This window comes from Phenylobacterium immobile (ATCC 35973), from assembly GCF_001375595.1.
Classification (GTDB): Bacteria; Pseudomonadota; Alphaproteobacteria; order Caulobacterales; family Caulobacteraceae; genus Phenylobacterium; species Phenylobacterium immobile.
In genome coordinates this window covers 1,429,051-1,451,718 of the sequence record NZ_CVJQ01000001.1, presented here as the reverse complement: position 1 = coordinate 1,451,718, position 22,668 = coordinate 1,429,051, and the positions used below count along the sequence as shown (strand labels likewise).

The 22,668-nt window shown below is 67.0% G+C and carries 19 protein-coding genes and 1 tRNA gene; 7 read left to right on the top strand and 13 right to left on the bottom strand.

Translation table 11 applies throughout. The features are described 5' to 3' along the window. Positions 1–75: 75 nt before the first annotated feature. The 3 genes from BN1313_RS07075 to BN1313_RS07065 form a co-directional block, all read right to left on the bottom strand. Positions 76–618, bottom strand: a complete 543-nt coding sequence (locus BN1313_RS07075; protein WP_091738334.1) for an RcnB family protein — start codon at positions 616–618, stop codon at positions 76–78. Between the two features lie 111 nt (positions 619–729). Then, on the bottom strand, positions 730–1,437 hold the full coding sequence (locus BN1313_RS07070) for an RlmE family RNA methyltransferase (protein WP_091738331.1): 708 nt from the start codon (positions 1,435–1,437) through the stop codon (positions 730–732). A 2-nt stretch (positions 1,438–1,439) separates the two neighbouring features. Next, on the bottom strand, positions 1,440–2,546 hold the full coding sequence (locus BN1313_RS07065; RefSeq protein WP_091738328.1) for a Ppx/GppA phosphatase family protein: 1,107 nt from the start codon (positions 2,544–2,546) through the stop codon (positions 1,440–1,442). A 188-nt stretch (positions 2,547–2,734) separates the two neighbouring features. Here BN1313_RS07065 and hspQ point away from each other — a divergent pair, with 188 nt between their 5' ends. Next, complete coding sequence (hspQ, locus tag BN1313_RS07060; protein WP_091738326.1) at positions 2,735–3,064, top strand: heat shock protein HspQ; 330 nt, start codon at positions 2,735–2,737, stop codon at positions 3,062–3,064. A gap of 3 nt (positions 3,065–3,067) precedes the next feature. On the opposite strand, the gene BN1313_RS07055 is transcribed toward hspQ, so the two are convergent. After that, positions 3,068–7,261 (bottom strand): translocation/assembly module TamB domain-containing protein, encoded by a 4,194-nt coding sequence (locus BN1313_RS07055; protein WP_245620126.1) that lies wholly within the window; start codon positions 7,259–7,261, stop codon positions 3,068–3,070. Then, complete coding sequence (locus BN1313_RS07050) at positions 7,258–9,075, bottom strand: autotransporter assembly complex protein TamA (protein WP_245620125.1); 1,818 nt, start codon at positions 9,073–9,075, stop codon at positions 7,258–7,260. Before BN1313_RS07050 ends, BN1313_RS07055 begins: the two co-directional genes overlap by 4 nt. A gap of 267 nt (positions 9,076–9,342) precedes the next feature. Between BN1313_RS07050 and BN1313_RS07045 the strand changes: the two genes are divergently transcribed. The 4 genes from BN1313_RS07045 to BN1313_RS07030 all read left to right on the top strand — a co-directional run bounded on the left by BN1313_RS07045 (position 9,343) and on the right by BN1313_RS07030 (position 13,320). Beyond that, on the top strand, positions 9,343–10,749 hold the full coding sequence (locus BN1313_RS07045; RefSeq protein WP_176696038.1) for a circularly permuted type 2 ATP-grasp protein: 1,407 nt from the start codon (positions 9,343–9,345) through the stop codon (positions 10,747–10,749). After that, positions 10,746–11,693: an alpha-E domain-containing protein gene (locus BN1313_RS07040; protein ID WP_091738317.1), complete on the top strand. Its 948-nt coding sequence runs from the start codon at positions 10,746–10,748 to the stop codon at positions 11,691–11,693. The genes BN1313_RS07045 and BN1313_RS07040 overlap by 4 nt, the downstream gene beginning before the upstream one ends. Positions 11,694–11,704: 11 nt before the next feature. Beyond that, on the top strand, positions 11,705–12,664 hold the full coding sequence (locus BN1313_RS07035; RefSeq protein ID WP_091738314.1) for a transglutaminase family protein: 960 nt from the start codon (positions 11,705–11,707) through the stop codon (positions 12,662–12,664). Positions 12,665–13,056: 392 nt separating this feature from the next. Further along, positions 13,057–13,320, top strand: a complete 264-nt coding sequence (locus tag BN1313_RS07030) for a hypothetical protein (RefSeq protein WP_091738311.1) — start codon at positions 13,057–13,059, stop codon at positions 13,318–13,320. Positions 13,321–13,333: 13 nt separating this feature from the next. Here BN1313_RS07030 and BN1313_RS07025 read toward each other — a convergent pair. Next, a tRNA-Lys gene (locus BN1313_RS07025) sits at positions 13,334–13,408 on the bottom strand. 115 nt (positions 13,409–13,523) lie between these two features. On the opposite strand from BN1313_RS07025, the gene BN1313_RS07020 reads away from it, so the two are divergent. After that, on the top strand, positions 13,524–14,177 hold the full coding sequence (locus tag BN1313_RS07020; protein WP_141653096.1) for a hypothetical protein: 654 nt from the start codon (positions 13,524–13,526) through the stop codon (positions 14,175–14,177). Here the strand turns inward: BN1313_RS07020 and tgt are convergent. Further along, complete coding sequence (gene tgt / locus BN1313_RS07015; RefSeq protein ID WP_091742460.1) at positions 14,162–15,277, bottom strand: tRNA guanosine(34) transglycosylase Tgt; 1,116 nt, start codon at positions 15,275–15,277, stop codon at positions 14,162–14,164. The two genes, BN1313_RS07020 and tgt, sit on opposite strands and share 16 nt — an antisense overlap. Next, positions 15,274–16,350: a tRNA preQ1(34) S-adenosylmethionine ribosyltransferase-isomerase QueA gene (queA, locus tag BN1313_RS07010; protein ID WP_091738306.1), complete on the bottom strand. Its 1,077-nt coding sequence runs from the start codon at positions 16,348–16,350 to the stop codon at positions 15,274–15,276. Before queA ends, tgt begins: the two co-directional genes overlap by 4 nt. 62 nt (positions 16,351–16,412) lie before the next feature. Here queA and BN1313_RS07005 point away from each other — a divergent pair, with 62 nt between their 5' ends. Further along, positions 16,413–17,381, top strand: a complete 969-nt coding sequence (locus BN1313_RS07005) for an endonuclease/exonuclease/phosphatase family protein (RefSeq protein WP_176695930.1) — start codon at positions 16,413–16,415, stop codon at positions 17,379–17,381. On the opposite strand, the gene BN1313_RS07000 is transcribed toward BN1313_RS07005, so the two are convergent. The 5 genes from BN1313_RS07000 to gyrA form a co-directional block, all read right to left on the bottom strand. Next, positions 17,343–17,798, bottom strand: coding sequence for a hypothetical protein (locus BN1313_RS07000; RefSeq protein ID WP_091738301.1), 456 nt, complete (start codon positions 17,796–17,798; stop codon positions 17,343–17,345). The two genes, BN1313_RS07005 and BN1313_RS07000, sit on opposite strands and share 39 nt — an antisense overlap. 11 nt (positions 17,799–17,809) lie before the next feature. Further along, positions 17,810–18,277 (bottom strand): peptidylprolyl isomerase, encoded by a 468-nt coding sequence (locus BN1313_RS06995; protein WP_091738298.1) that lies wholly within the window; start codon positions 18,275–18,277, stop codon positions 17,810–17,812. 2 nt (positions 18,278–18,279) lie between these two features. Beyond that, complete coding sequence (locus tag BN1313_RS06990; protein ID WP_091738296.1) at positions 18,280–19,140, bottom strand: peptidylprolyl isomerase; 861 nt, start codon at positions 19,138–19,140, stop codon at positions 18,280–18,282. A gap of 63 nt (positions 19,141–19,203) precedes the next feature. After that, positions 19,204–19,698 carry a pantetheine-phosphate adenylyltransferase gene (gene coaD / locus BN1313_RS06985; protein WP_091738293.1) on the bottom strand — a complete coding sequence of 165 codons (495 nt, stop codon included), beginning with the start codon at positions 19,696–19,698 and terminating at the stop codon, positions 19,204–19,206. Between the two features lie 77 nt (positions 19,699–19,775). After that, positions 19,776–22,583 (bottom strand): DNA gyrase subunit A, encoded by a 2,808-nt coding sequence (gene gyrA, locus BN1313_RS06980; RefSeq protein ID WP_091738290.1) that lies wholly within the window; start codon positions 22,581–22,583, stop codon positions 19,776–19,778. Between the last annotated feature and the right edge of the window lie 85 nt (positions 22,584–22,668).

Below are 22,668 nucleotides of genomic sequence, written 5' to 3'. Positions count from 1 at the left end.
AAGCAAGGGCGCTGGACAAAGAAAAGGGCCGGCCTGAACGAATCAGGCCGGCCCTCCTCTGAACGTGATCGGATCTCAGTACTGGTTGGCGATCACCGAGGCGATCAGACCGGTGGCCACGGCCATCAGCACGAAGTTGCCGTCGGCGTAGACCCAGCGCTGGCCGGGAGGCGCCGCGCGCAGGCCGTAGTAGTACGGGTCCTGGACGTAGTAGCTGCGATACGCGCGGGGCACGTACGCGCCTTGGCGCCAGACATTACCACGGGCTACAGGACGATAGCCGTAGCCAGGGGCGTACCAATAGCCGGAACGCGCGCCGCGATAGTCGCGCCACTCATTGCGGCCCCGCCAGGTGTCGGCGCGGGCGCGGTTGAAACGAACCTCACGCTGGCTCTGACGGACATCGCGACGATCATCGCGGATTTCGCGTTGTTCGCGACCGCTGATGTAGCCATCGCGGCGGGCGTCGCGCTGAGTGTCGCGGAGATCACGGCGATCCTCGCGCAGTTCGCGGCGGTCTTCACGGCGTTCCTGGCCGTTCCAGGGCTGCGCCGAGGCGGCGAGCGGGGCGGCCGCAGTCGCCAGTGCGGCGACGGCATAGACCAGATGCTTCTTCATGGTGGAACTCTCCTACCAGTTCATTCCTGGACCTATGGAATGACAGGTCTTGCGTGAACCCAGCCTGAACCCGCAGGTCAGCGACAGGTTCATCCCAAGGCGGAGGTTCGCTCAGCGCCCCTTGAAGCCGGTGGCGGCCAGATAGATCTCGGAACTGTCGGCGCGGCTGGCCTTCGGCTTCAGTGTGCGGACATCCGCGAACGCGCGCTTGAGCTTGGCGATCACCTCGGCGGTCTCACCGCCCTGGAAGGCCTTGGCCACGAAGACACCGCCCGGTCGCAGCACCTCGACGGCGAAATCCGCGCCGGCCTCCACCAACCCCACAATCCGCAAGTGATCGGTCTGCCGATGGCCGACGGTGTTCGGCGCCATGTCGGAGAGCACTGCATCCGGGGGCCCGCCCAGAAGGTCGATCAGCATTGGCCCACAGCTGGGATCGGTAAAATCCATCTGCAGGATCTTGGCGGGCGGCAGCGGGTCGACCGGCAGGAGGTCGACGCCGACGATCTGAGTGACGCCGCGCTCGATGGCGACCTGGGTCCAGCCGCCCGGCGCCAGACCGAGGTCGACGATGCGCGCGCCGGGCTTCAGAAGCCGCAGGCGGTCGTCAAGCTCCGTCAGCTTGTAGGCCGCGCGGCTCCGATAACCGTGGGCGCGGGCCTTGGCGGCGAAGGGATCGTTGATCTGCCGCTCCAGCCAGGCCTGTTGGGACGGCGTACGCTTATGGGCGGTCTTCAGGCGGGCGGGTGTGGCGCGCGCATCATCGGAGCCGCGGGTCGGCGCGCGCACCATGCGTTTGCGGGGCGGTTCTTCAGCCATGCTTAAGCTGCCTTACGTTGGGCGGGCCGACGCCGACGTCGACGCCGCTCGCCTCGTTCGGCCATCAAAGACATCAACAGGCCTTCGCGCAGGCCACGGTCGGCGACGCGCACGCGGTTGCACGGCCAGAGTTCTTGCACCGCCTGAAGGATCGCCGCGCCCGCCAGGACAAGGTCGGCGCGATCGGGACCGATGCACGGCTCCTGGGCGCGTTCCGCCGCGGTCATGGCGCGCAAGCGGTCAGCCGTCGCCTCGCAATCGCTTCGGCGCATCCAGACGCCATCGACACGGTTGCGGTCGTAGCGCGGCAGCTTCAGGTGCAAACCCGCCAGGCTCGTGATCGCCCCGGAGGTGCCGATGAGGTGAGCTTGATCGGCCTCGAACACAGGCCTCAATGTTTCGGCCCGCTCGAAGGCGGCGATCTTAGATTTCACGGCATCCACCATCTGGCGATACCAGGCATCAGGCGGCGAATCGCCCTCCGGGAATCGCTCCGCGAGGGTGACCACCCCGATCGGCACAGACAGCCAAGCTTTGAGCGGCGGCGTGCCAGTCGGCGGCGCCCCCTCCAAGTTCAACCACGACAACTCGGTGGAGCCGCCGCCGACATCGACAACAAGGGCGGCGCTGGATTGGCGATCCAATAGGTTAAGGCACCCGGCGACGGACAGCCGCGCCTCCTCCTGCGGCGAGATCACCTGCAGGCGCAGGCCAGTTTCGGCGGCGACCCGCTCGACAAATTCCGCGCCGTTCTCTGCGATGCGGCAGGCCTGGGTGGCGATGGCGCGCAGCCGGACGACACGGCGGCGGCGCACCTTCTCAGCACTGATCTTCAAAGCGGCGAGCGCGCGATCCATCGCCGCCTCGGAGAGACGGCCGCTCTGCGTCAGGCCTTCGCCCAGCCGCACGATCCGTGAATAGGCTTCAACAACGCGGAAGCCGCAGTCGCCGCCGCCTGGTGTAGCGATCAGCAGCCGGCAATTGTTCGTGCCCAGGTCAAGGGCGGCGTAGCACGGCCCATCAGCGGCCGACCGGCCTTGCCCCCTGCCCTGGCCCCCGTCCAGGGGCGCATCCTGAGACGCGCGGGGGGCGCTTGGCGCCTCGTTCATTGCTGTGCTCGGCTTTGCAGGCGGCCCACGATAGGGCCCCTGAGTTGCCGGAAACCTTAGAGCCAGCCTTCACAAAACGGAAGCATAAGCGCCGGCGGAACGGCCAGCGCGACCGCCAGCGCTTGAATGCGCGGGCTGGGCGGCTAAATTCAGCCGGCGTTCAGCGGACGCGTCGTAAAAGATTCAGCATGCCTTCCCATCTCGCGAAATACTCGATCGGCCAGCTCGTGCGTCATCGCATCTACCCGTTTCGCGGGGTGATCTTTGACGTCGACCCGACCTTCAGCAACACCGAGGAATATTGGCTTTCGATTCCCGAGCGCGTCCGCCCCAAGAAGGACCAGCCCTTCTATCATCTGCTCGCTGAGAACGAGGAAAGCGCCTACGTCGCCTACGTCTCCGAGCAGAACCTCGTGTTGGACGATACGGGTGAGCCGGTCGGCCATCCGCAAGCCAGCCAGATCTTCCAGTCTTTCGACGGCGTGCAATACACCCTGCACCCGCGCATCGGGCACTAGCCCCTAGTAGTCCCGCTTCCAGCGGACCGCGAGTTTGCCGCCGCTCTGGTCGCCGAGGCGCGACAGGATCGACAGCGTGCGGCGGATGCGCCATTCCACCTGGGCCGACGGGCCTTCCCGGCCGCCGCCGGTGAGCTCCAGATAGACGTCGTCGGTCAGGTATTTGCCGCCCGACACCGTCATGCCCGCCTGCGCGTCGCCGCCGCCGATGGACAGGCGGTCCAGCCGGGCGAAAGCGCGCAGATTGCCGATCACGTCGAGCCCGCCGCCGCCCGCCATGGCTGACAGCGCCGAGGCCAGTTGCGCCGCTTCAAGAGCCGAAAGCTGCGAAGCTGAGCGGCCGAACAGCACCTGACTGAGCACCTCGTCGTTGGGCAGGGTCGGCGTCGAGGTTAAGACGATCTCGGGCTTCGCCGCTGTTCCGCGAATGCGAACCACGGCGGTCAGGCTGGGATCCTCGCGGGTCGCCGACAACTCGAGCCGGATCGCGTCAGGACGCGTGGAAAGATAGACGACGCTGGATTCGTCGAAGTCAAAGCGCTTACCGGCGAACTCGTAGTCGCCACGAACAACCCGTGCGAGGCCACTGAGTTGCGGCGCCGCTGTCGTCCCGGTGACCCGTGAGTCCAGCGACAGCTCGACGTCCAGACCCCGGCCCCGCAGGAAGACCTTGCCGGGCGCCTGCAGCTTGACGTCCAGCGCCCAGCTAGGTCCGCCCGCGCGCGCTGGCGTGGTCGCCTCGGCGGCGATCAGGCGGGCTGGGCGGTTCTTCTCGACCACCTCCATCAAGACCACGCCCGACGGCGCGGGCAGAATTGGCGACACATCGGCCCGGTCGATCCGCAGGTCGCCGGACAGCTTGACCTTGCCATCGCCGCCGCGGGCGATCGTCGCCTGGCCGGTAGCCGAGGCGGTGGCCTGCTGGTTGTCGATCAACCGGAAGTTCGAAAGGTCCACCCGCAGGCTGGAGTCGCCGTTCCGCATCAGGCTGATCCGCCCGCCGGCTTTCACAGAACCGCCATTTCCATCGACTGCGCTGGCCTGGACGATATCGACAGCGCCGCGCGCCAGGTTGGCCGATAGGTCGAGGTTGCGGAGCGTTAGCCCGGTCGGGCCGTCGTCAAATCTTCCATCGGTCACTGTCAGGTCGCCGACAGCCTGCGGATCCGCCAATGTGCCCGACAACGTGCCCTGCGCCCGGACGCGCCCACCCAAGGTCCGTTCGCCGCCGACCAGCAAGTCCCAGAGCGGTCTGACCTCGCCATCGGCGCTGAACCGGCCGCTCATCGGCCGTTGACGGGCGATGGCGATCCGAAACGGCTTGGCGGACGCCTCGGTCGGCAAGACGAGGTTGACGTCCGCCTTCAGCCCACGACCATTGAGCGCCTGCCCTGTGATCGTCAGGGTATCGTCGGCCAAGCGTCCGCTGAGCATGCCGTCGATGCCAGTGTCGGCGGCGGCGCCCAGGCCACGCGCCCCCGCGAGCTTGGCGGTGAAGGCGCCGTCAAGGCGGCCACCCTGCCCTTGCGCCGTCAACGTCGCATCGAACTTGCCGTCCAGGTCTTCATTGACAAGTCCAAGACCGAGACCGCGCGCTTCCAGGCGCAGCTGAGCTTGCTCGCCCCGCCAGCCGCCATCCAGGTCCAGCCGCCCGCCGTCGCCCGACACGAGCCGCAGCCGCGCTGCGCTTTCCGGACCGCCAAAACGGATCAGGGCGGGCTCGGCCGTCTGCAGCCGCCGCGCGCCCAAACGGCCACCGCCCTGAAAGGTCAGGGCGTAACCTGGCGTCTCATCGGCCAGTTGGCCCTGTCCATCGAGGCTCCAGCGACCGAGATGGGAGAAGCCGTCCCCTTGCGCCCGATAGGGCAGACGCGACAAGGGGCCATCGGCCGTGACGCGCACCCGGCGCATGACCACCGTCTGGCCAGGCAGTCGCGCGTCGTCGGCTGAAAGATCAAGCACCGCCCGGGCTCCGACGGCGCTGTCGGTGATTTGCACCACGCCTTGAATCCGGCCGTCATCCAGGAAGGCTCCCTTGGCGACCACCAATTGGAGATCGGCCGCAGACGGCGCGCTGCGGCGTAGGCTCAGGCGGCCGGACGCTTTCAGGCCGCCGGCGTCGACATCGAGGTCGCTAAGATCAAGGCCCCCTTGCGGGAAGGCGAAATCGGAGCGGGCGCGGGCGGGGCCATAGCGGCTGTCGGCGGTCAAGGCGATCTGGCCATTGGACCCATCGGCTTGCCTGAGAAAACTCAAGGTGACGTGCGCATTGGTCAGCGGCAGCCGCGGCACATCCAGGGCCGCCACGTCAGCCATCAGGTCGAGTCTCGGCGCATCAAGCTTGCCCGTGAGCGCACCGGTGCCTTTCGCCTGGCCCGTGATCTCGACGGGACCGGCGCGGAACGGTCCTTCGGCGCTCCAATCGATCTTAAAGGCCGCCGCGCCAGTCGGTTCCAAGGCGCCGCCGCCTGCGGCGCGGAGCGCCGCCCCGTTCAGACTGGCCTTGGCGATAGAGAACCGGCGCCCGTCGACAGCGCCCTGCGCGACGAGCGTCGGCTTGGGCCCCAGAAGACGGTCAACTTCAGCGTAGCCAAGGGCGACGCCATCACCGCGGGCGTCCAAGCTCAAGTTCCAGGGCTTCGCTGGCCCAGACTGCGCCGCCGCAAACTTGGCGGCGAGCACCCCCTTCGCACCGGGCCGGGCGGCGGCCAGGTTGGAGAAAGCGGCCTCGCCCTTGAGAGTGAGGCCGCCCAGCAGGCTGCGACCGCCGCTGACGCTAACCTTCAGGCCCTGCCCGGTGACGTCCACGTTGTTGAACTGCAGGCGGCCGTCCGCGAGCCGCGCGACGTCAACATTTGCGAGCGGCTGGGCGCCCAGCAGCGCCGCGAGCCAACCTGCACCTTGGCCTCCGGCCCCGGCGATCTGGCTGTGGATCGCCAACGCCTTTTCATCGCGCCTCAGGGTCAGCGGCCCGCTGACCCTTTGCAGACGATAGCCGCCGAACGACAGGTCGGCCACCGAGGCGGTTCCCGCGAAAGCCAGACCTTTCGGCGATTGCTTCAAGATCCCCGCCAGCCGGCCCTGGCCCAGGGTTGGGCCCTGGCCAGGGCTGAACACCGCCCGTGACAGGGAAGCCGTGTCAAGGACCAGCCGGAGACCATCCGGGCCGACACGGCGCCGTCCAATATCGCCCAGGCCTAGGACGGCCAACTTAAGGTTGTCCGCCGCGATCCGGGCGTCCAGGGCGTAGAGCGCGCCGGACTTGCGTCCGCTCACGGTGAAGTCGGCGACTGGCCCGAACCTGCGAGCGTAGCGCTGGGTGAGCGCCGAGGCGCCCAGCAGAAACCGACCGCGCGCCTCGCCGCCCGCCGCCGTCCAGGCGCCCGAAGCGTCGAGGGGCTTGAGCTCTCCTGACGTCGCCACTGCATTGAAGGCCCCGTTGGCGCCTTCGCCATCGGCGATGATGCGCACGGCGAAGGCCTGGTCAGGCGAAAAGCCGAGGGCGCCGGCCAATGCGCCGCCACGGGCCTCGGCGCCGTCGACGCGCACTTTGATGGGCCGGCCCTTGCCGAGGTCGAAGGTGGCGTCGAGGAAGTCGCCGGGGTGCAAAACAGAATCCGCGCGGACGCGGCCCCGCTGGCCGCCCCGGCGCTCGACGTCGAGCGACAGGCCCAGGTTGTAGACGCCGCGCCGGTAACTGAAGGCCGGATCCAGACCCACCCGCGCGCTGCCTCGGTCGATCTGGAACGAGACCGGCAGGCCCCGGTCCTGGCCCTTCGGCGTCAGGGTTGGCCGTCGCGTGATGGTGATGATCCGCGCATCGATGCTGTCGGCATGGAAGCGACGGCGCAGCAGTTCACCGTAGCGCCAGCGCATCCGCAGGTCGCGGGCGTCCAGCCAGACTCCCTTTTCGTCGCTGATCGTCAGGCGTCGGATCGTGAAATCACGCCAGATGTCGCCGCCCAGGCCCTCGATCTTGAGCCGGCCCAGCCGACCGATCTTCAATCCATCGGCGCGCGCCTCCAGCATGACGCGGGCTTGCGGCAACAGGACACCGTAGCGAGCGCCGGCCAGGATGGCGCCGATCACAACCAGGACCCCGAAGCAGATCGCGACGATGGCCTTGGGGATAGCCGTCCGGCGGACCGCCTTCTGCACGGCCGGCGGCACAAGCTCATGATGCTCCGGCGGGCTCAAAAGCTTTGCCCGATGCTGACGTAGAGCTGGAAGGGCGCCCGACCCTGCCGGTTGTTGACCGGGGTGGCGATGTCTATGCGGATCGGCCCGAAGCCAAGGTTGTAGCGGGCGCCGACGCCGGCGCCGATGGCCAGATCGCGGACGGTCGGAAAGCGGTTCGTGCCGATCGCGCCGGCGTCGACGAAGGCGGCGAAACCCCAGCGCTCGGTAAGAGACTGGCGAAGTTCGATGGCGGTCTCCAGGAGCGACAGCCCACCGAGCGGCGTATCGTCGATGTCGTCCAGTCTCGGCCCGACGGCCTGGTATCCGAAGCCGCGTACGGAGCCGCCGCCCCCGGCATAGAACCGCCGGGGCGCGGGGATTGTCGGGATGCCGCCATTCAGGATGCTGCCCAGTCGAAGCCGTCCGGCCAACACTGTGGAGCCGGAACGTGTGACCGGCTGGTAATAGGTGCCCTGTGCGGTGACCTTCAGATAGGGCACGTTCGCCTGCCGCCCGAAAATCACTGTGGGCTCGGCCCGCAGGTTGAGCCGCCACCCCCGCTTGGGGTCCAGCGGATCGTCCGAGCGGTCCAGCGCGGCATCGCCCAGAAGACCGATCGTGACGAGATCCCGCCCCAGCGGCTGCAGGGTGCGCACCCTTATCTCCTGCGTGCGGCTTAGGTCGGTCGAGGCGCCGATGGTGATGTAGGACGTCTTCGAAAAGCGCCGTTGCACATCGAGGCGGACGCCGACGCCGGTTTCATCATAGGCGTCGGTGCGCACATCGTAGACCTGCGCAACGCCTTTCAGCGTCTGATCGGCCCGACGCCAGTGCGGGAGCGAAGCGTCCACCCCGGCGCGGCTGTCCAGGTCGGACAGACGGCCGAACACCGAGACGGTGTCAGCGCGACCCAGGGCGTTGTAGCGGGTCCAGCGTGCATCGAGACCAGTCCCCTCCGTCGTCGCGTAGCTTGCGCCAAGCTCGATGGTGCGCCGTTTCCGCTCAGCCAAGCTGACAATCACCGGCCGCAAGCCATCTGCGGTTATCTTCTCGCGCGGCGCCAGGGAGACAGTGACCGAGTCAAACACAGAGGCGTCGAGCAGCCGGCGTTCCAGCTCGGCGACGTCCTCGGGATCGTAGACATCGCCTGACGCCCAAGGCGCCAGGGACCGCACCCACGCCGGACGAGTGCGGCCGCTGGTGGTCACCTCGACGCCATCCAGGCGCACCAGAGCGCCGGTGCGAATTCGATAAGTCGGGCTGACGCTCTGGTCAGCATGATCGACCACCACTTCACGGGGGTCCGCCGCAGCGTCGGCGTAACCGCGCTTCTGGACCGCCGCAACCACCCGTCCTTCCGCAGCGATGACCTCGGCGGCGCGGCCGGCCTGCCCCTCCACAAGGCCCATGGCTGAGCGGCCGGCGTCGGCGCTTGCAGTGTCGGGCTCCGGCGCAAGCCAGGTGATTGTAGGGCGGCGGATCTGGAACTGCGGGCCAGGCGTCACACGGATGATCGGCGCCGGGGTTTGCCCCTCGCTCTCACCGCCGTCGACGTCAGGCTCGACCTCGTAGCCGTAGAATCCTTGTGAGCGCAGGACGGCTATGGCGTCGTCCGCAGCATCGCGCGCACGGCGGCGGGCCTCGAATCTATTCTGAGCCGGGCGATCGACATCGCCGATGGCGGCGGCGACAGCGGTCCGGATCGCCGGGGACAATTCACCCTCGACGCGCGCCGCCGGCTCAGCCGCGGCGGCTACGCCTGCGCCCTGGACAGGAACGCCCCATACGGCCGCGGAGGCGGCGACAGCGAAAAGCAGTCGACCCAAATGCACGAATCCTCGGCCCCCAGGGTTCGTGTAGCGGCGCGGGTCGGACCTGTCACCACTGCAGGGCAGGCGCCGCAACAACGCACGAAAATTAGGCGCCGACCCGCGCCGGGCCTGCGGAACGCAAATGACGGGCGCCAACTTTCCATGACAGCCTAGGCTCCAGGGCGGGGTAGGCTTAACCGGAAACGAGGCGACGTGGAGTCGGGCGTGACGAGCGTGGAACGGGCTGGCGAGACATTCGAGGCGGCGCCGGCCGTCCCCTATGATGAGATGCGCGGCATGGATGGCGCGCTGCGTCCGCACTACGGCGTGCTCGATCAGCGGCTTTCCACCCTTTCGCAAGAGGAGCTCGACGAGCGTCAGCGGACGCTGGAACGCTTCTTTCTGCTGCAGGGCATCACCTTCACCGTCTACGGCGCCGAGAGCACCACCGAGCGTATCATCCCCACCGACATCCTCCCGCGGATCATCGCGGCTCAGGAGTGGGCCAAGATCGAGGCCGGCCTCACGCAGCGCCTCCGTGCGCTGAACATGTTCCTGGCCGACATCTATTCATCACAACAGATTCTGATGGACGGCGTGGTGCCGCGCGACCTGGTGCTGGGCGCGCCCTCCTTCCGGCGCGAGATGCAGAACCTCTATGTTCCGCACAACGCTTACGCCAACGTGTGCGGCTCGGATCTGATACGCCAGCCCGACGGGGCCTTCGCGGTGCTGGAGGACAACCTGCGTGTCCCGTCCGGCGTCTCTTACATGCTGGCCAATCGCGAAGCCTCCAAGCGCGTGTTTCCCGGCACCTTCCGGCAGGCGGGCGTACGACAGGTCGAACGCTACCCTGACCTGTTGCTGGCCACCTTGAAGAGCATGGCCGCCGGCTGGCGCGCCGACCCGCAGGTCGTGGTGTTGACGCCAGGCGTCTATAACTCAGCATATTACGAGCACGCCTACCTGGCTCGCCTCATGGGCGCGCCCCTCGTCGAGGGGCGCGACCTCGTAGTGCACGACAACTTCGTCTATATGCGCACAACGATCGGCCTGAAGCGGATCGACGTGATCTACCGCCGGGTGGACGACGACTTCATCGACCCCCTCACCTTCCGGCGCGACTCCGGCCTCGGCTCCGCCGGGCTGTTCAACGCCTATCGCGCTGGCAACGTCGTCATCTGCAACGCCCCCGGAACCGGCGTCGCCGACGACAAGGCGGTCTATGCCTATGTGCCGGAGATCATTCGCTATTATCTGGGCGAAGACGCGATCCTGCCGAATATCGAAACGTACCTGTGCCGCGAGCCGGCGCAACTCAGCCATGTGCTCGGCAATCTGGACAGGTTCGTGGTGAAGGCGGTCGGCGCATCCGGCGGCTACGGCATGCTGGTCGGGCCCCATTCGACCAAGGCTGAGCAGAATGAGTTCGCCGACGCCCTGAAGGCCAATCCGGACAACTACATCGCCCAGCCCACCATTCAGCTGTCGACCGCCCCCTGCCTGATCGGGTCCAATATCGAAAGCCGCCATGTGGATCTTCGTCCCTTCATCCTGTCCGGCGACAAGATCGTCGTCACGCCGGGCGCCCTGACCCGCGTCGCCTTGCGCAAGGGTTCGCTGGTGGTCAATTCGAGCCAGGGCGGAGGGTCGAAGGACACCTGGGTTCTGGACGGGCGGGAGCGTCGCCAATGATGCTCGCCCGGGTGGCCGACAGTCTCTACTGGATTGGCCGATACGTCGAACGCGCCGAGCACCTGTGCCGCCTGTGCGACGTGATGCTGAATGCGACGCTTGAGCAGTCGGAGGCAGCCAGCCTCACGGCGCGGATCGCGCTGGCCGCAGTCGGCGATATCGAACCGGAGTCGATCGCCAACCCCTACGAGGTGGTGTCGCGAATGGTGCTGGACCGCGAAGATCCGGGCTCCATCGCCGCGGCCCTGGCCTCGGCCCGTGAGAACGCCCGCCAGGTCCGAGACCAGATCACCACCGAGACCTGGGAACGTCTGAACCTCATCCACCTGCGGATGAGCAGTCCCGAGGCTGAACGCGCCTTCGCCGACGGCAGCCAGGTGTTCCTGCATGAGATCATCGCCGACCTGCACCTGTTCAAAGGCGCGGCGGACTCCACCATGAGCCATGGCGAAGGTTGGCGGTTCCTGCTGCTCGGGATGTATCTGGAACGCGCCCAGCTCATGGGCGGCATCCTGGAGGTCTGTTTCGGCGATCAGCAGAAGAAGAAGCGGCTGACCGACCCTGTGGCGCTCTCCAGCCTGCTGCGCATGTGTTGCGCGCTGGAGCCGTATCTGCGCGTGTACACCGCCGACATGCAGCCAAAGTTCGTCCTGGAGTTCCTCCTGCTGGACGAAGACTTCCCCCGCTCTATCCGCTTCTGCACCGCGCGGATCGAGGAATACCTCGCCAAGTTGGGACGGCACGTCGAGGAAGTGCAAGGCGGCGCGCCAGACCGCCTCGCAGGCCGCTTGCGGGCGCGCCTGCAGTACGCCGATCTAGCCGAGATTGAGAAGGCCGGCGCCAGCGCCTTCCTCACCAGCATCAGCGAAGAGTGCGCCTCCATCCACAAGGCGCTCTACGAGACATTTGTCGCCTATTCGCTCGAACAGCGACTGCCGGCCTAAGGAACGACGCCTTGCTCCTCGAAGTCCGCCACATCACCCAATACCAGTACGACGCTCCGATCCGCGAAAGCGTGATGGAGGTCTGGATGCAACCACAGAAGGGCTCGCGCCAAAGGTTGATCAGCTTCGAACTGGACCTTGACCCGGCCGCCCAGCTGTTCAGCTACGCCGATCCTTTCGGAAACGCCGTCTACCACTTCGACGTCCCCCACCCGCACGAGCGCCTGACCATCACCGCCCGCTCGGCCGTCGAAACCCAACCGCCCTCGCCCCTGCCCGCCGGCCTCGACTGGGGTGAATGGGATAGGCTGAAGTCCGAGTTCGTCCGCGGCGAATGCTTCGACTTTCTTCAGCCGCACGGCTTCGCCGTTGAGACCGATGCGCTGCGGGCCTTCGTCGCCGAGAAGAAGGTCGATGAACTGACCGCGGCCGATCCGCTCACCGCGGTGCGCGAACTCTCGAAGATCATCTACGAGTCCTTCGCCTATGAAGCCGGCGTCACCCATGCGGAGAGTCCCATTGACGACGCGCTCGCGGCGCGGCGCGGCGTCTGCCAGGACTTCGCCCACGTGATGATCGCCATCTGCCGCGCGTGGGGGGTGCCCGCCCGCTACGTTTCCGGCTACCTGCACACCGACCGTAAGAGCGGCGACCGTTCCGATCCTGATGCGACGCACGCCTGGGTCGAGGTATTCCTGCCTAGCCTGCGTTGGGTGGGGCTGGATCCGACCAACAACATCCTCGCCGGCGAACGTCATATCATTTGCGCCGTGGGTCGCGACTACGACGACGTGCCCCCCTCTCGCGGCGTCTACAAGGGCGAGGCCGAGAGCGCCCTCGCCGTCGGGGTCACGGTGCGCAAGGCCCGCGCAGCCGCCACCGAACCGGAATTCCTCCGTGCCGCGATCCCTTCGGGAGGCCGTCGCGTCGGGGGACGTCTGCAGGACGTCCAGCGCCAGCAACAGCAATAGAGGCGCTGCGGCGGGAGAGCGCTCTTGCGAAGACGCTCTGACCCACCGTCCGAAGGGGGCCGGGACTGGCGCGCCGGAGGACCGTCGTAGCCCGCCGCAGCAGGCGCAACTTAGACGACTCTGACTCAGCACGGCAGCTGCGATTTCTTCGCCATCGACCAAGATTTGTGACGGCAGAGGCCGGCCGTTCGAAAGGCCGAGCGGCGGCATAATGATCGCGTGACCTTCCGCGATCCCACGGACGACTCCAGATTCACCGGCGCGTTCCTGGGAGTGGCCAACAGGGCGTCATCGTCAGCGCCGGAGATATCTACGGCGGACCGGCGCTCTTAGCGGACACGCCCGCCGGCGGCGGACTTGGGGGACTGTTCAAGAGACGTCAGCGAGGGCTGGTGCTGACCCACGACGGCGGCGTCGCACCGGTGAAGTGGCGATTTGTGCAGACAATCTCCAGCCGTTTCGCTGCCCCCTGCGCTTCGCCCCGATCCGCATCCGCGCACGCGCCCGCCGAAACGTTCGTCGACACGGTCACGCGTCGGTGGTTCGACAATTGGCGCGACTACGAGGCGCGTTACGGAAATCCTGAGCCAATGACCGAGTTGGAGTTTCCCCGGGTGAAGTCGCTTCGCCAGCGACCCCGCCACAAGGCGGCCTAGCTTTCGCGCTGCTTGGTAGGCCGGGTGGGGGTCGAACCCACGACCATTCGATTAAAAGTCGAATGCTCTACCGCTGAGCTACCGGCCCTCAAGCGTCAGGCCGAACGGCCTTGCGAAGCGGGGCGGACCATAACGCCGCATTCCGTACGCGCAAGGCGTCCGGCGCCTTAACTCCGCCGCCAGCTTTGCTAAGGTTGGCCATCATGCGCACAGTTCCGCTCACCCTTGTTCTCGCCATCGCCGCCTTCCCCGCCCTGGCTCAGGGGCCATCTGGTCCGAAGCCGGTGCAAACCACCGCCCAGGCCAATCGTGATGGCCTGACCGGCGCCGCGCAGGCGCCGCTGCGCGACCTGAATGTCGTCCGAGTGGATGTTCCCCCGGTATTGGTGAATGCGCTCGCCGACCCCTATCGCCGGCCGCCCTCAACGCGATGCGCGGATCTGATCGCGCAGTTGCGGCCGCTGAATGATGCGCTTGGCGATGACATCGACCAGCCATCCGCAGTGGATGAAAGCCTCGGCGGCCAGGCGCGCCCGGCAGCCTATGGCGCCATGGCCAGTGTCGCCTCGGACGCATTGATCCCATTCCGTGGCGTGGTTCGCTACGTCACGGGCGCCAACAAGCACGACCAGTACGTGCAGAGCGCGATCATCGCCGGGTACACGCGGCGCGCCTACCTAAAGGGGCTGGGCGAGGCGCGCAGTTGCAGGCCGCCAGCGACTCCGTCACATGCCATGACCGAGATCATCGCGCGACAACAAGCCCATGAGCAGGCGGCGACCGCCGCGTCCCCGTCGCCTCAGCCGCCGGCGCAAAACTCAGGTGGCGGCCGAAAGCCTCGCTATCCCGTCCGCTGACGGGCGCGGAAGTCGCGACGGAAAGCATCCATCCGGCCCTCAGCGATGGCCAGGCGCATAGCCTCCATCAACTGCTGGAAAAAGGCGATGTTGTGCCAGGACAGCAGCACCTGCCCGAGGATTTCCTCTGATTTCACGAGGTGATGCAAGTAGGCCTTCGAGTATTCCGTGGTCGCCGGCACCGATCCACCTGAATCCAACGGCGTGTCATCCTCGGCGAACCGGGCGTTCTTCAGGTTGATCGCGCCCTCCCAGGTCCAAGCTTGGCCGTGACGGCCAGAGCGGGTGGGCAGAACGCAGTCGAACATGTCGATCCCTCGGTACACGGCCTCAACAATGTCGATGGGCTTACCGACGCCCATCAGGTAGCGCGGCCGCTCACGGGGCATCATGGCCGGCGCATAGTCCAGCACGGCGCACATGGCTTCATGGCCCTCTCCCACCGCCAAGCCGCCGATCGCGTAGCCGTCGAAGCCGATCTCGCGCAGGCGCTCGGCGGATTCGCGACGCAGCGCCTCATCGACGCCGCCCTGCTGGATGCCGAAGAGCGCCTGCAGGTCTCGCGTCCCAAAGGCGGCCTTTGATCGTGCGGCCCAACGGGCGGAACGCCGCATTGCGTCCGCCGCGCGTTCTCCCGTCGCCGGAAGGGCCACCAGTTCGTCCAACTGCATGACAATGTCCGAACCCAGCAGGTCGGCCTGAATCTCGATCGAACGTTCCGGCGACAGAGCGTGGCGCGACCCGTCGATGTGACTCTGGAAGGTCACCGCGTCTTCGGTGACTTTGGAGATCTTGCCCAAGGACATGACCTGAAAGCCGCCGCTATCCGTCAGGATGGGCCGGTTCCAACGCATGAACCGATGAAGTCCCCCTAGTCGCTTCACCCGCTCGGCTGTCGGGCGAAGCATCAGGTGGTAGGTGTTGCCCAACAGGATATCGGAGCCCGCGGCGCGGACCTGATCGACGCTGAGCGCCTTGACGGTGGCCGCTGTGCCCACCGGCATGAAGGCCGGGGTGCGGATGTCTCCACGGGGAGTTTCCAGCACGCCGGTGCGCGCTGCGCCGTCTGTCGCCTGGATGTTGAACGGGAACGCCATCAGGCGGCGCTCCAAAGTAGGCTCGCGTCGCCATAGGAGTAGAAGCGGTAACCTGCCGCGATAGCGTGGGCGTAGGCTTCGCGCATGGCGCCGTAGCCTGCGAAGGCGCTCACCAGCATGAACAGGGTCGACTTCGGCAGGTGGAAGTTTGTCATGAGCCCATCAACCGCGCGGAAGCGATAGCCGGGCGTGATGAAGATCGCTGTCTCATCGCAGAACGGGTGGATCACGCCCGCCTCGTCAGCCGCCGACTCCAGCAGGCGCAGCGACGTTGTCCCGACGGCGATCACGCGCCGACCGGCGGCGCGGGCGGCGGTGAGACGCTGGGCGGTGGCGGCGTCGATCTCGCCCCACTCGGCGTGCATGCGATGTTCGGACAGATCCTCGGTCTTCACCGGCAGGAAGGTGCCGGCGCCCACATGCAGCGTGACGAAGGCCATCTCGACGCCGCGTTCCGCCAGGCGGGCGAAGAGCTCCGGCGTGAAGTGCAGGCCCGCGGTCGGCGCGGCCACCGAGCCGTCCTCCGCGGCGTAGACAGTCTGGTAGTCGGCGCGGTCGCGTTCGTCCTCGCCACGCTTGGCGGCGATATAGGGCGGAAGGGGCATCGCGCCATGGGCGGCGATGGCGGTGTCGAGGGCCGCGCCGGACAGGTCGAAGACGAGGTCGATCTCGCCGCCCTCTCCTTTGGCGCGGATGTTAGCCTCCAGCGGACCTGGGAGGACCGCCTCAGGATAGAGCGGCGCAAAGACGATCCGATCGCCGGGCGTCAGCCGTTTGCCCGGACGCATGAAGGCGCTCCAGGCGTCCTGGCCCAGGCGCCGGTGCAGGGTCGCTTCGACCTGCGTCTGGTTGTCGCCGCGCAGCCGCGCGCCCTTCAGGCGGGCCGGGATCACGCGGGTGTCGTTGAGCACCAGGATGTCGCCGGCGCGCAGGCGATCCGGCAGGTCGCGGACGTGGCGATCCGCCAAGGGTTCGCCCGCCTTCACCTCGAGCAGCCGCGCGGAGTCGCGCGGGCTGGCGGGACGCAGCGCAATGGCGCTGTCGGGCAGTTTGAAATCGAAGTCGACAAGCTGCATGGCGCCGGCTCAAGGCCACGACGCGACATGCGCGTCAAGCGCGGCCCATGCTAGGACGGCCCATGAGGTCGCTCCGAAACGCGTCGATCGCGATCCTGCTGGGCCTGCTAAGCGCGCCCTGCCTGCTGGCGGCGGCGGCGGCGCTGCTGGGCCAACTGGGGCGGTGGAGCCTGGCTTGGGACGTGCTGAACCACTTCGCGCCCATCTGGCTCGCAGGGTCCCTGGCCGGTGTGGCCCTCGGGCTGATGGTGCACGGCCGCGCCCGCTGGCTGGTCTGCGCTTTTTGCCTGGCCGGCGCGACGGCGTCCGCCTCGACAATCGCGCCGGAGTATCTGCGCGACACCGGGCGGACGGCCCCCACGGGCGTGCAAGGCTTGAAGATCGTCCAGTTTAACGGCTGGTTCGGCAACCCGCAGGTGCGCCGCGTGCTGGCGTTCCTGCGAGAAGAAGATCCCGACATCGTCGTCCTGCAGGAAGTCTCCCCGCCGGTGCGGGCGGCGCTGCGACGGCAAAGAAACTGGGCGATGAGCTGTCCGGACTGCGAAGTCGTGATCCTGACCAAGCAGCGGCCGTTCGCCGTGGCGCGGATCGGCACAGCGACACGGGTGCGCCTTCACGGCGCCGACGGTGATTTCACCATGATCGGCGTCCACAACGCCTGGCCCACCGACGCCGACCAAGTGATCCAGGAAACCCGGCTGGCGTCGCTGCTGGCTGAAGAGACCGCCGCGACGACGATCGTCGCGGGGGATTTCAACTCGACGCCCTGGTCTTTCGCGCGACGGCGCTGGGACCATGTCTTCGGCCTGCTCCGGCGCGATCGTGGCGTTGCGAGTTGGCCCACCGGCAGGCTGCCCGTCCTGAACGCGCCCGCGCCGATCCCTCTCCTGCCGATAGACCACGTCTACGCGGGCGACCACTGGGCGACCGAGGCGGTCCGCCGGGGGCCGCGCGGGATCGGCTCGGACCACTACCCCTTGATCGTCACGCTTTCAGCCCGCGTCGCGGACGACGGCGCGCGCCGCCGCTAAGGCCGCTTCGGCCTCTCGCCGCGCCTCGGCGTGCTTGTCTTCCAAGGCGGCGCGTTGGGCGTCCAGCCTGTCCAGAGCGGCGCGATGGTCCCGATCCAGGGCGTCGCGCCGCGCTTCTAGGCGGGCGACCTTGTCCAATTGCGCCTTGGTCGGACCGGCCGGCTTGGCGGCGGCCTTCCGCGCCGGCTTCAGCGCAGCCAGCACCTGGCGCGATCCCGCCGGGCGACGCAGCACCGTCTCGGGCTGCGCCTGCGCCGCCTTCACCAGGACGGCGTCATCAGTCTCATGGGCAAGACCGGTCTTGAAGAGATCCTGGTGCGTGCCCCAGGCGGCAAGCGCCTTCGTGCGCGAGGACGCCGCGACCACATAGTCCGTCAGGCCATCAGACGTGACGAAAACCTTGAGCCGCGGCGCCATTGGCTACGCCCTTAGACGTCGGCGCCGACCCGAGCCGAGACGATCTTGCCCGGCGACGTCGGCGGTTCGCCCACCGGCAAAGCGTCAACGGCGTCCATGCCGTGGGTGACTTCGCCCCACACGGTGTACTGGCCGTCCAGGAAGCGCGCATCATCGAAGCAAATGAAGAACTGGCTGTTCGCCGAATTCGGATCGGGTGTGCGGGCCATCGAGCAGACACCGCGGACATGGGGTTCGCGGTTGAATTCAGCCTTCAGGTTCGGCTTGGGCGAGCCGCCGCCGCCGGTGCCGGTCGGATCGCCGCCCTGGGCCATGAAGCCCGGGATGACGCGGTGGAAGACCACGCCGTCGTAGAAGCCCTCGCGGGCAAGTTCCTTAATCCGCTCGACATGGCCCGGGGCCAGGTCAGGCCTCAGACGGATCGTCACTGCGCCGGTGTCGAGCGTCAGGATCAACGTGTTCTCGGAATCGTCAGCCATAGTCATTTAACCTCTGCAGGAATGTCGATGTCGCAGGCCGTAAACGCCGGCCCTTTCTCGGTCGCGATCCGCACGGCCTCGGCCTTGAACCAAGCGCTCGCGGGATCGATGACGCGCACCTTCGGCCGATCGGCTAGCTTCAATTCTGAGGCTAAGCGTACAGTCGTCATGTGGTCACGGGGGTCGGCCACGGGTTCGCCGACCTTGATGGCGTTCACCACCTCTTGGCCGGAGATGATCCGCCCCCAGGGGGTATAGCGGCCGTCGAGGCGTGGGTAGTCATCACGCATGAGATAAAATTGGCTGTTGCCTGTATCCGGCTCAGCTGCGCGGGCCATGCCCGCCGTGCCTTTGCAGAAGAGGCCCATGGCCTGCACCTTGCCGTCACGGGTGGCGATGGCCAGCCTGCTGGATTGGCTGCGAACCGGCAGCGACTTGACGAAGCCGTGCTCAAGGACAGTCTGGTCGACGACCATGACGAAGGGGCCGCCCGCGCCCTGCCGGAAGGTGAATTCCTGAGTGAGGTTCGGCAGCTCGGACTCGCCGGATCCATCGTTCTTCGGGTCGCCGGTCTGGGCCATAAAGCCCTCGATCACCCGAAAGAAGGTGAGGCCGTCGTAGAAGTGCAACCGGGTCAGCGCCTTGACGCGTTCCGCCGCCGCCGGCGCGACCTCCGGCACGATCTCGACAATGACCCGGCCCTTGTTGGTGTCGATGATCATCAGGTCGTCGGGGTCTGGCGTGCGCCAGTCGGCCGTGCTGGAGGCGGGGCGTGGCGCAGGGCGCGGCGCCGCCGCCGGTTGGGCGACGGCGTTGGCCGCTAGGGCCATCCCGGCGGCGGCGATCAGGGTCTTGGCGATCATCCCTGCGTACCTAGTGTGAGGCGGCGGAAAGGGAAACCCGCATTCAACCTCGATGATGGCCCCTCAGTGGCGGCCGACCTTGGACAGCAGCGCCGCGCGGATCGACGGGTTCACGAACTTCGAGACGTCTCCGCCCAGCGCGGCGATCTCCTTCACCAGCCGCGACGCGATCGCCTGGTAACGGAAGTCCGCCATCAAGAAAACCGTCTCGATGTCTCGGTCGAGCTGGTGGTTCATCGCCGTCATCTGGAATTCGTACTCGAAGTCCGGAGCGGCGCGCAGTCCACGTACAATGATCGAGGCCCCGACTTCGCGGGCGAACTGGACGGTGAGCCCCTCGAACGGCGTGACGATGACCTCGGTTGTCCCCGCCAAAGGCTCGACCGCCTCACGGACGATCTCAACGCGTTCATCCAGCGTGAACAGCGGACTCTTCGAGGCGTTGATAGCCACGCCGATAACCAGCTTGTCGACGAGTTTCGTCGCCCGCTCGATCAGGTCGAGATGGCCGCTATGGATCGGATCGAACGTACCCGGATAGAGCCCAACGCGCCCCATACCTGCCCCCTTAAATACCCCGACGCGAACTTGGCGCCTCCACAACGCGGGCTGGCAAGCCACAAGTCAGGCCTGCCCTAGCCCTCACCTGGATCTCCCGGGGCGTCGCTGATCGGACCCATGTCGATCTCGTCGTCGGGCGCGTCACCTCCGGCGTCCGCCAGCCGTTCGACCGAGACGACATGCTCGTCGGCGCCGGTGCGGAAAATGGTCACGCCTTGGGTATTGCGGCCGGCGATGCGCACCTGGGCCACACGCGTGCGGATCAGTTGCCCCTGATCGGTGACCAGCAGGATCTCGTCGGCCTCATCCACCGGGAAGGACGCAGCCAAGCGGCCGCCCCGCTTGGTCAGGTCCTGGGCGATCAGGCCCTGGCCGCCGCGGCCGGTGCGCCGATAGTCATAAGCAGAGGTGCGTTTGCCGAAGCCTTCGGTCGAGACCGTCAGGATCATCTGCTCGCTGCCCTCAAGGATACCGATCCGTTCAGGGCTGATCGGAGCTTCGCCGTCGACGACTTCGGCCTCATCTTCGTCGGCCGGCGTTGCGGCGTCCTCGCCGTCGACAGCCTCGCCACGGGCGATCTGCATCGCCCGGGCGTGCTTGAGATAGGCCAGGCGTTCCTGCGGCGTGGCGTCCACGCTGTGCAGGATAGCCATGGAGATGACGCGGTCGCCCTCGGCGAGCCGGATGCCGCGCACGCCGGTGGAATCGCGGCCGGCGAACACCCGAACGTCACCCACAGCAAAGCGGATGCAGCGACCGACCGCTGTGGTCAGCAGGACGTCGTTCACCTGTGCGTTGCAGACGCCCACATCGACGATGGCGTCGCCTTCGTCGAGCTTCATGGCGATCTTACCGTTGCGGTTGATCTGTACGAAGTCGCTGAGCTTGTTGCGCCGGACGTTGCCCGAGCGCGTGGCGAACATCACGTCATACTGATCCCAGGTCGCCTCGTCTTCCGGCAACGACAGGATCGAGGTGATGCTCTCCCCGGGCTCGATCGGCAGAAGATTGACCCAGGCCTTGCCGCGCGAGGTCGGCGTGCCGACGGGCAGACGCCAGGCCTTAAGCTTGTAGGCCTTGCCGCCTGAGGAGAAGAACAGGAGCGGCGTGTGCGTGCTGGCCGAGAACACGCGGGTGACGGCGTCCTCGTCCTTCGTCGACATCCCGGAACGGCCTTTGCCGCCGCGATGCTGGGTCCGATAGATCGCGAGCGGCGTGCGCTTCACATAGCCGCCGTGGGTGACGGTGATGACCATCTCCTCACGGACGATCAGGTCTTCGTCCTCGACGTCGGCGTCGCCGTCGATGATCTCGGTGCGACGCGGCACGGCGAAGGCGGTCTTCACCTCCTCCAGTTCCTGGCGGACGATGCCCATGATCTTGTCGCGTGACGACAGGACTTCCAGGTGACCAGCGATGGCGCCAGCCAGCTCATTGGCCTCGCCGAAGATCTCCTCGCGGCCCAGGCCGGTGAGACGCGACAGGGTCAGCGCCAGGATGGCGCGCGCCTGTTCCTCCGACAGCCGGATCAACCGGCCCGATCCATCAGGCGCATCCAGCACCAGGGTGCGCGGATCGGCGATCAGCTCCACCAAGGGCAGCATGTCGCCCGCCGGCCAGTCCTTGGCGACCAGGCGTTCGCGAGCCTCGGCCGGATCCTTGGACGAGCGGATGATGTGGATGAATTCGTCGATATTGGCGACGGCGATAGCCAGGCCGACCAAGACGTGGCCTCGGTCCCGAGCCTTGCTGAGCTCATACTTGATGCGCCGGACGACCACTTCCTCGCGGAAGTCGACGAAGGCCCGGATCATGTCGAACAGACCCATCTGCTCGGGCCGGCCGCGGTTCAGCGCCAGCATGTTCACGCCGAAGGACGACTGCAGGGCGGTGTAGCGATAGAGCTGGTTGAGGATCACGTCGCCTGACGCGTCACGCTTCAGCTCGATGACGATCCGCATGCCGTCACGATCGCTCTCGTCGCGCAGGTCCGAGACGCCTTCGATGCGTTTCTCACGCACCAGCTCGGCGATCCGTTCCACCAGCGCCGCCTTGTTCACCTGGAAGGGAATGGCGGTGATGATGATCGCCTCGCGATCCTTCCTGAGCTCCTCGACAGAGGCGATGCCGCGCATGATCACCGAACCGCGGCCGGTCATCAGCGCCGTGCGCGCGCCCGTGCGGCCGACAATTTGGCCGCCGGTCGGGAAGTCGGGGCCCGGAACGATGTCGAGCAACTCATCGAGGCCGATCGCCGGATTATCGACGTAGGCCAGGCAGGCCTCGACCACCTCGCCGAGGTTATGCGGCGGGATATTGGTGGCCATGCCGACGGCGATGCCGCCCGCGCCATTGACCAACAGGTTCGGGATGCGCGACGGCAGGACCGAAGGCTCCTTCTCGGAGCCGTCGTAGTTTTCTTTGAAGTCGACCGTATCCTTGTCGAGGTCGGCCAGGATCGCCATGGCCGCCCGCGTCATGCGGCTTTCGGTGTAGCGCATGGCCGCCGCCGGATCGTTGTCGACGGAGCCGAAATTGCCCTGGCCGTCGATGAGCAGCAGGTTCATCGAGAACGGCTGCGCCATGCGGACCATGGTGTCGTAGATCGCCTGGTCGCCATGCGGGTGGTACTTACCCATCACGTCGCCGACGACGCGGGCCGACTTCACATAGCTACGGTCCGGCGTGTGGTTCTGCTCACCCATCGAGAACAGAATTCGGCGGTGCACCGGTTTCAGGCCGTCACGGACGTCAGGTAGGGCGCGACTGACGATCACGCTCATGGCGTAGTCGAGATACGAACGCTTCAGTTCGTCCTCGATGGCGATAGGGGCGATGCCCCCGGGCCGTTCTTCCGGTGGGGTCGTGTTCTGATCGCTCAAGTCGGGGATCTAACCGTTAGAATCGCGCGGGTTATGCGTCCGCCAAGTTAGCAGGGGCAGTGCCTATAAACCACCCTCGCGCACA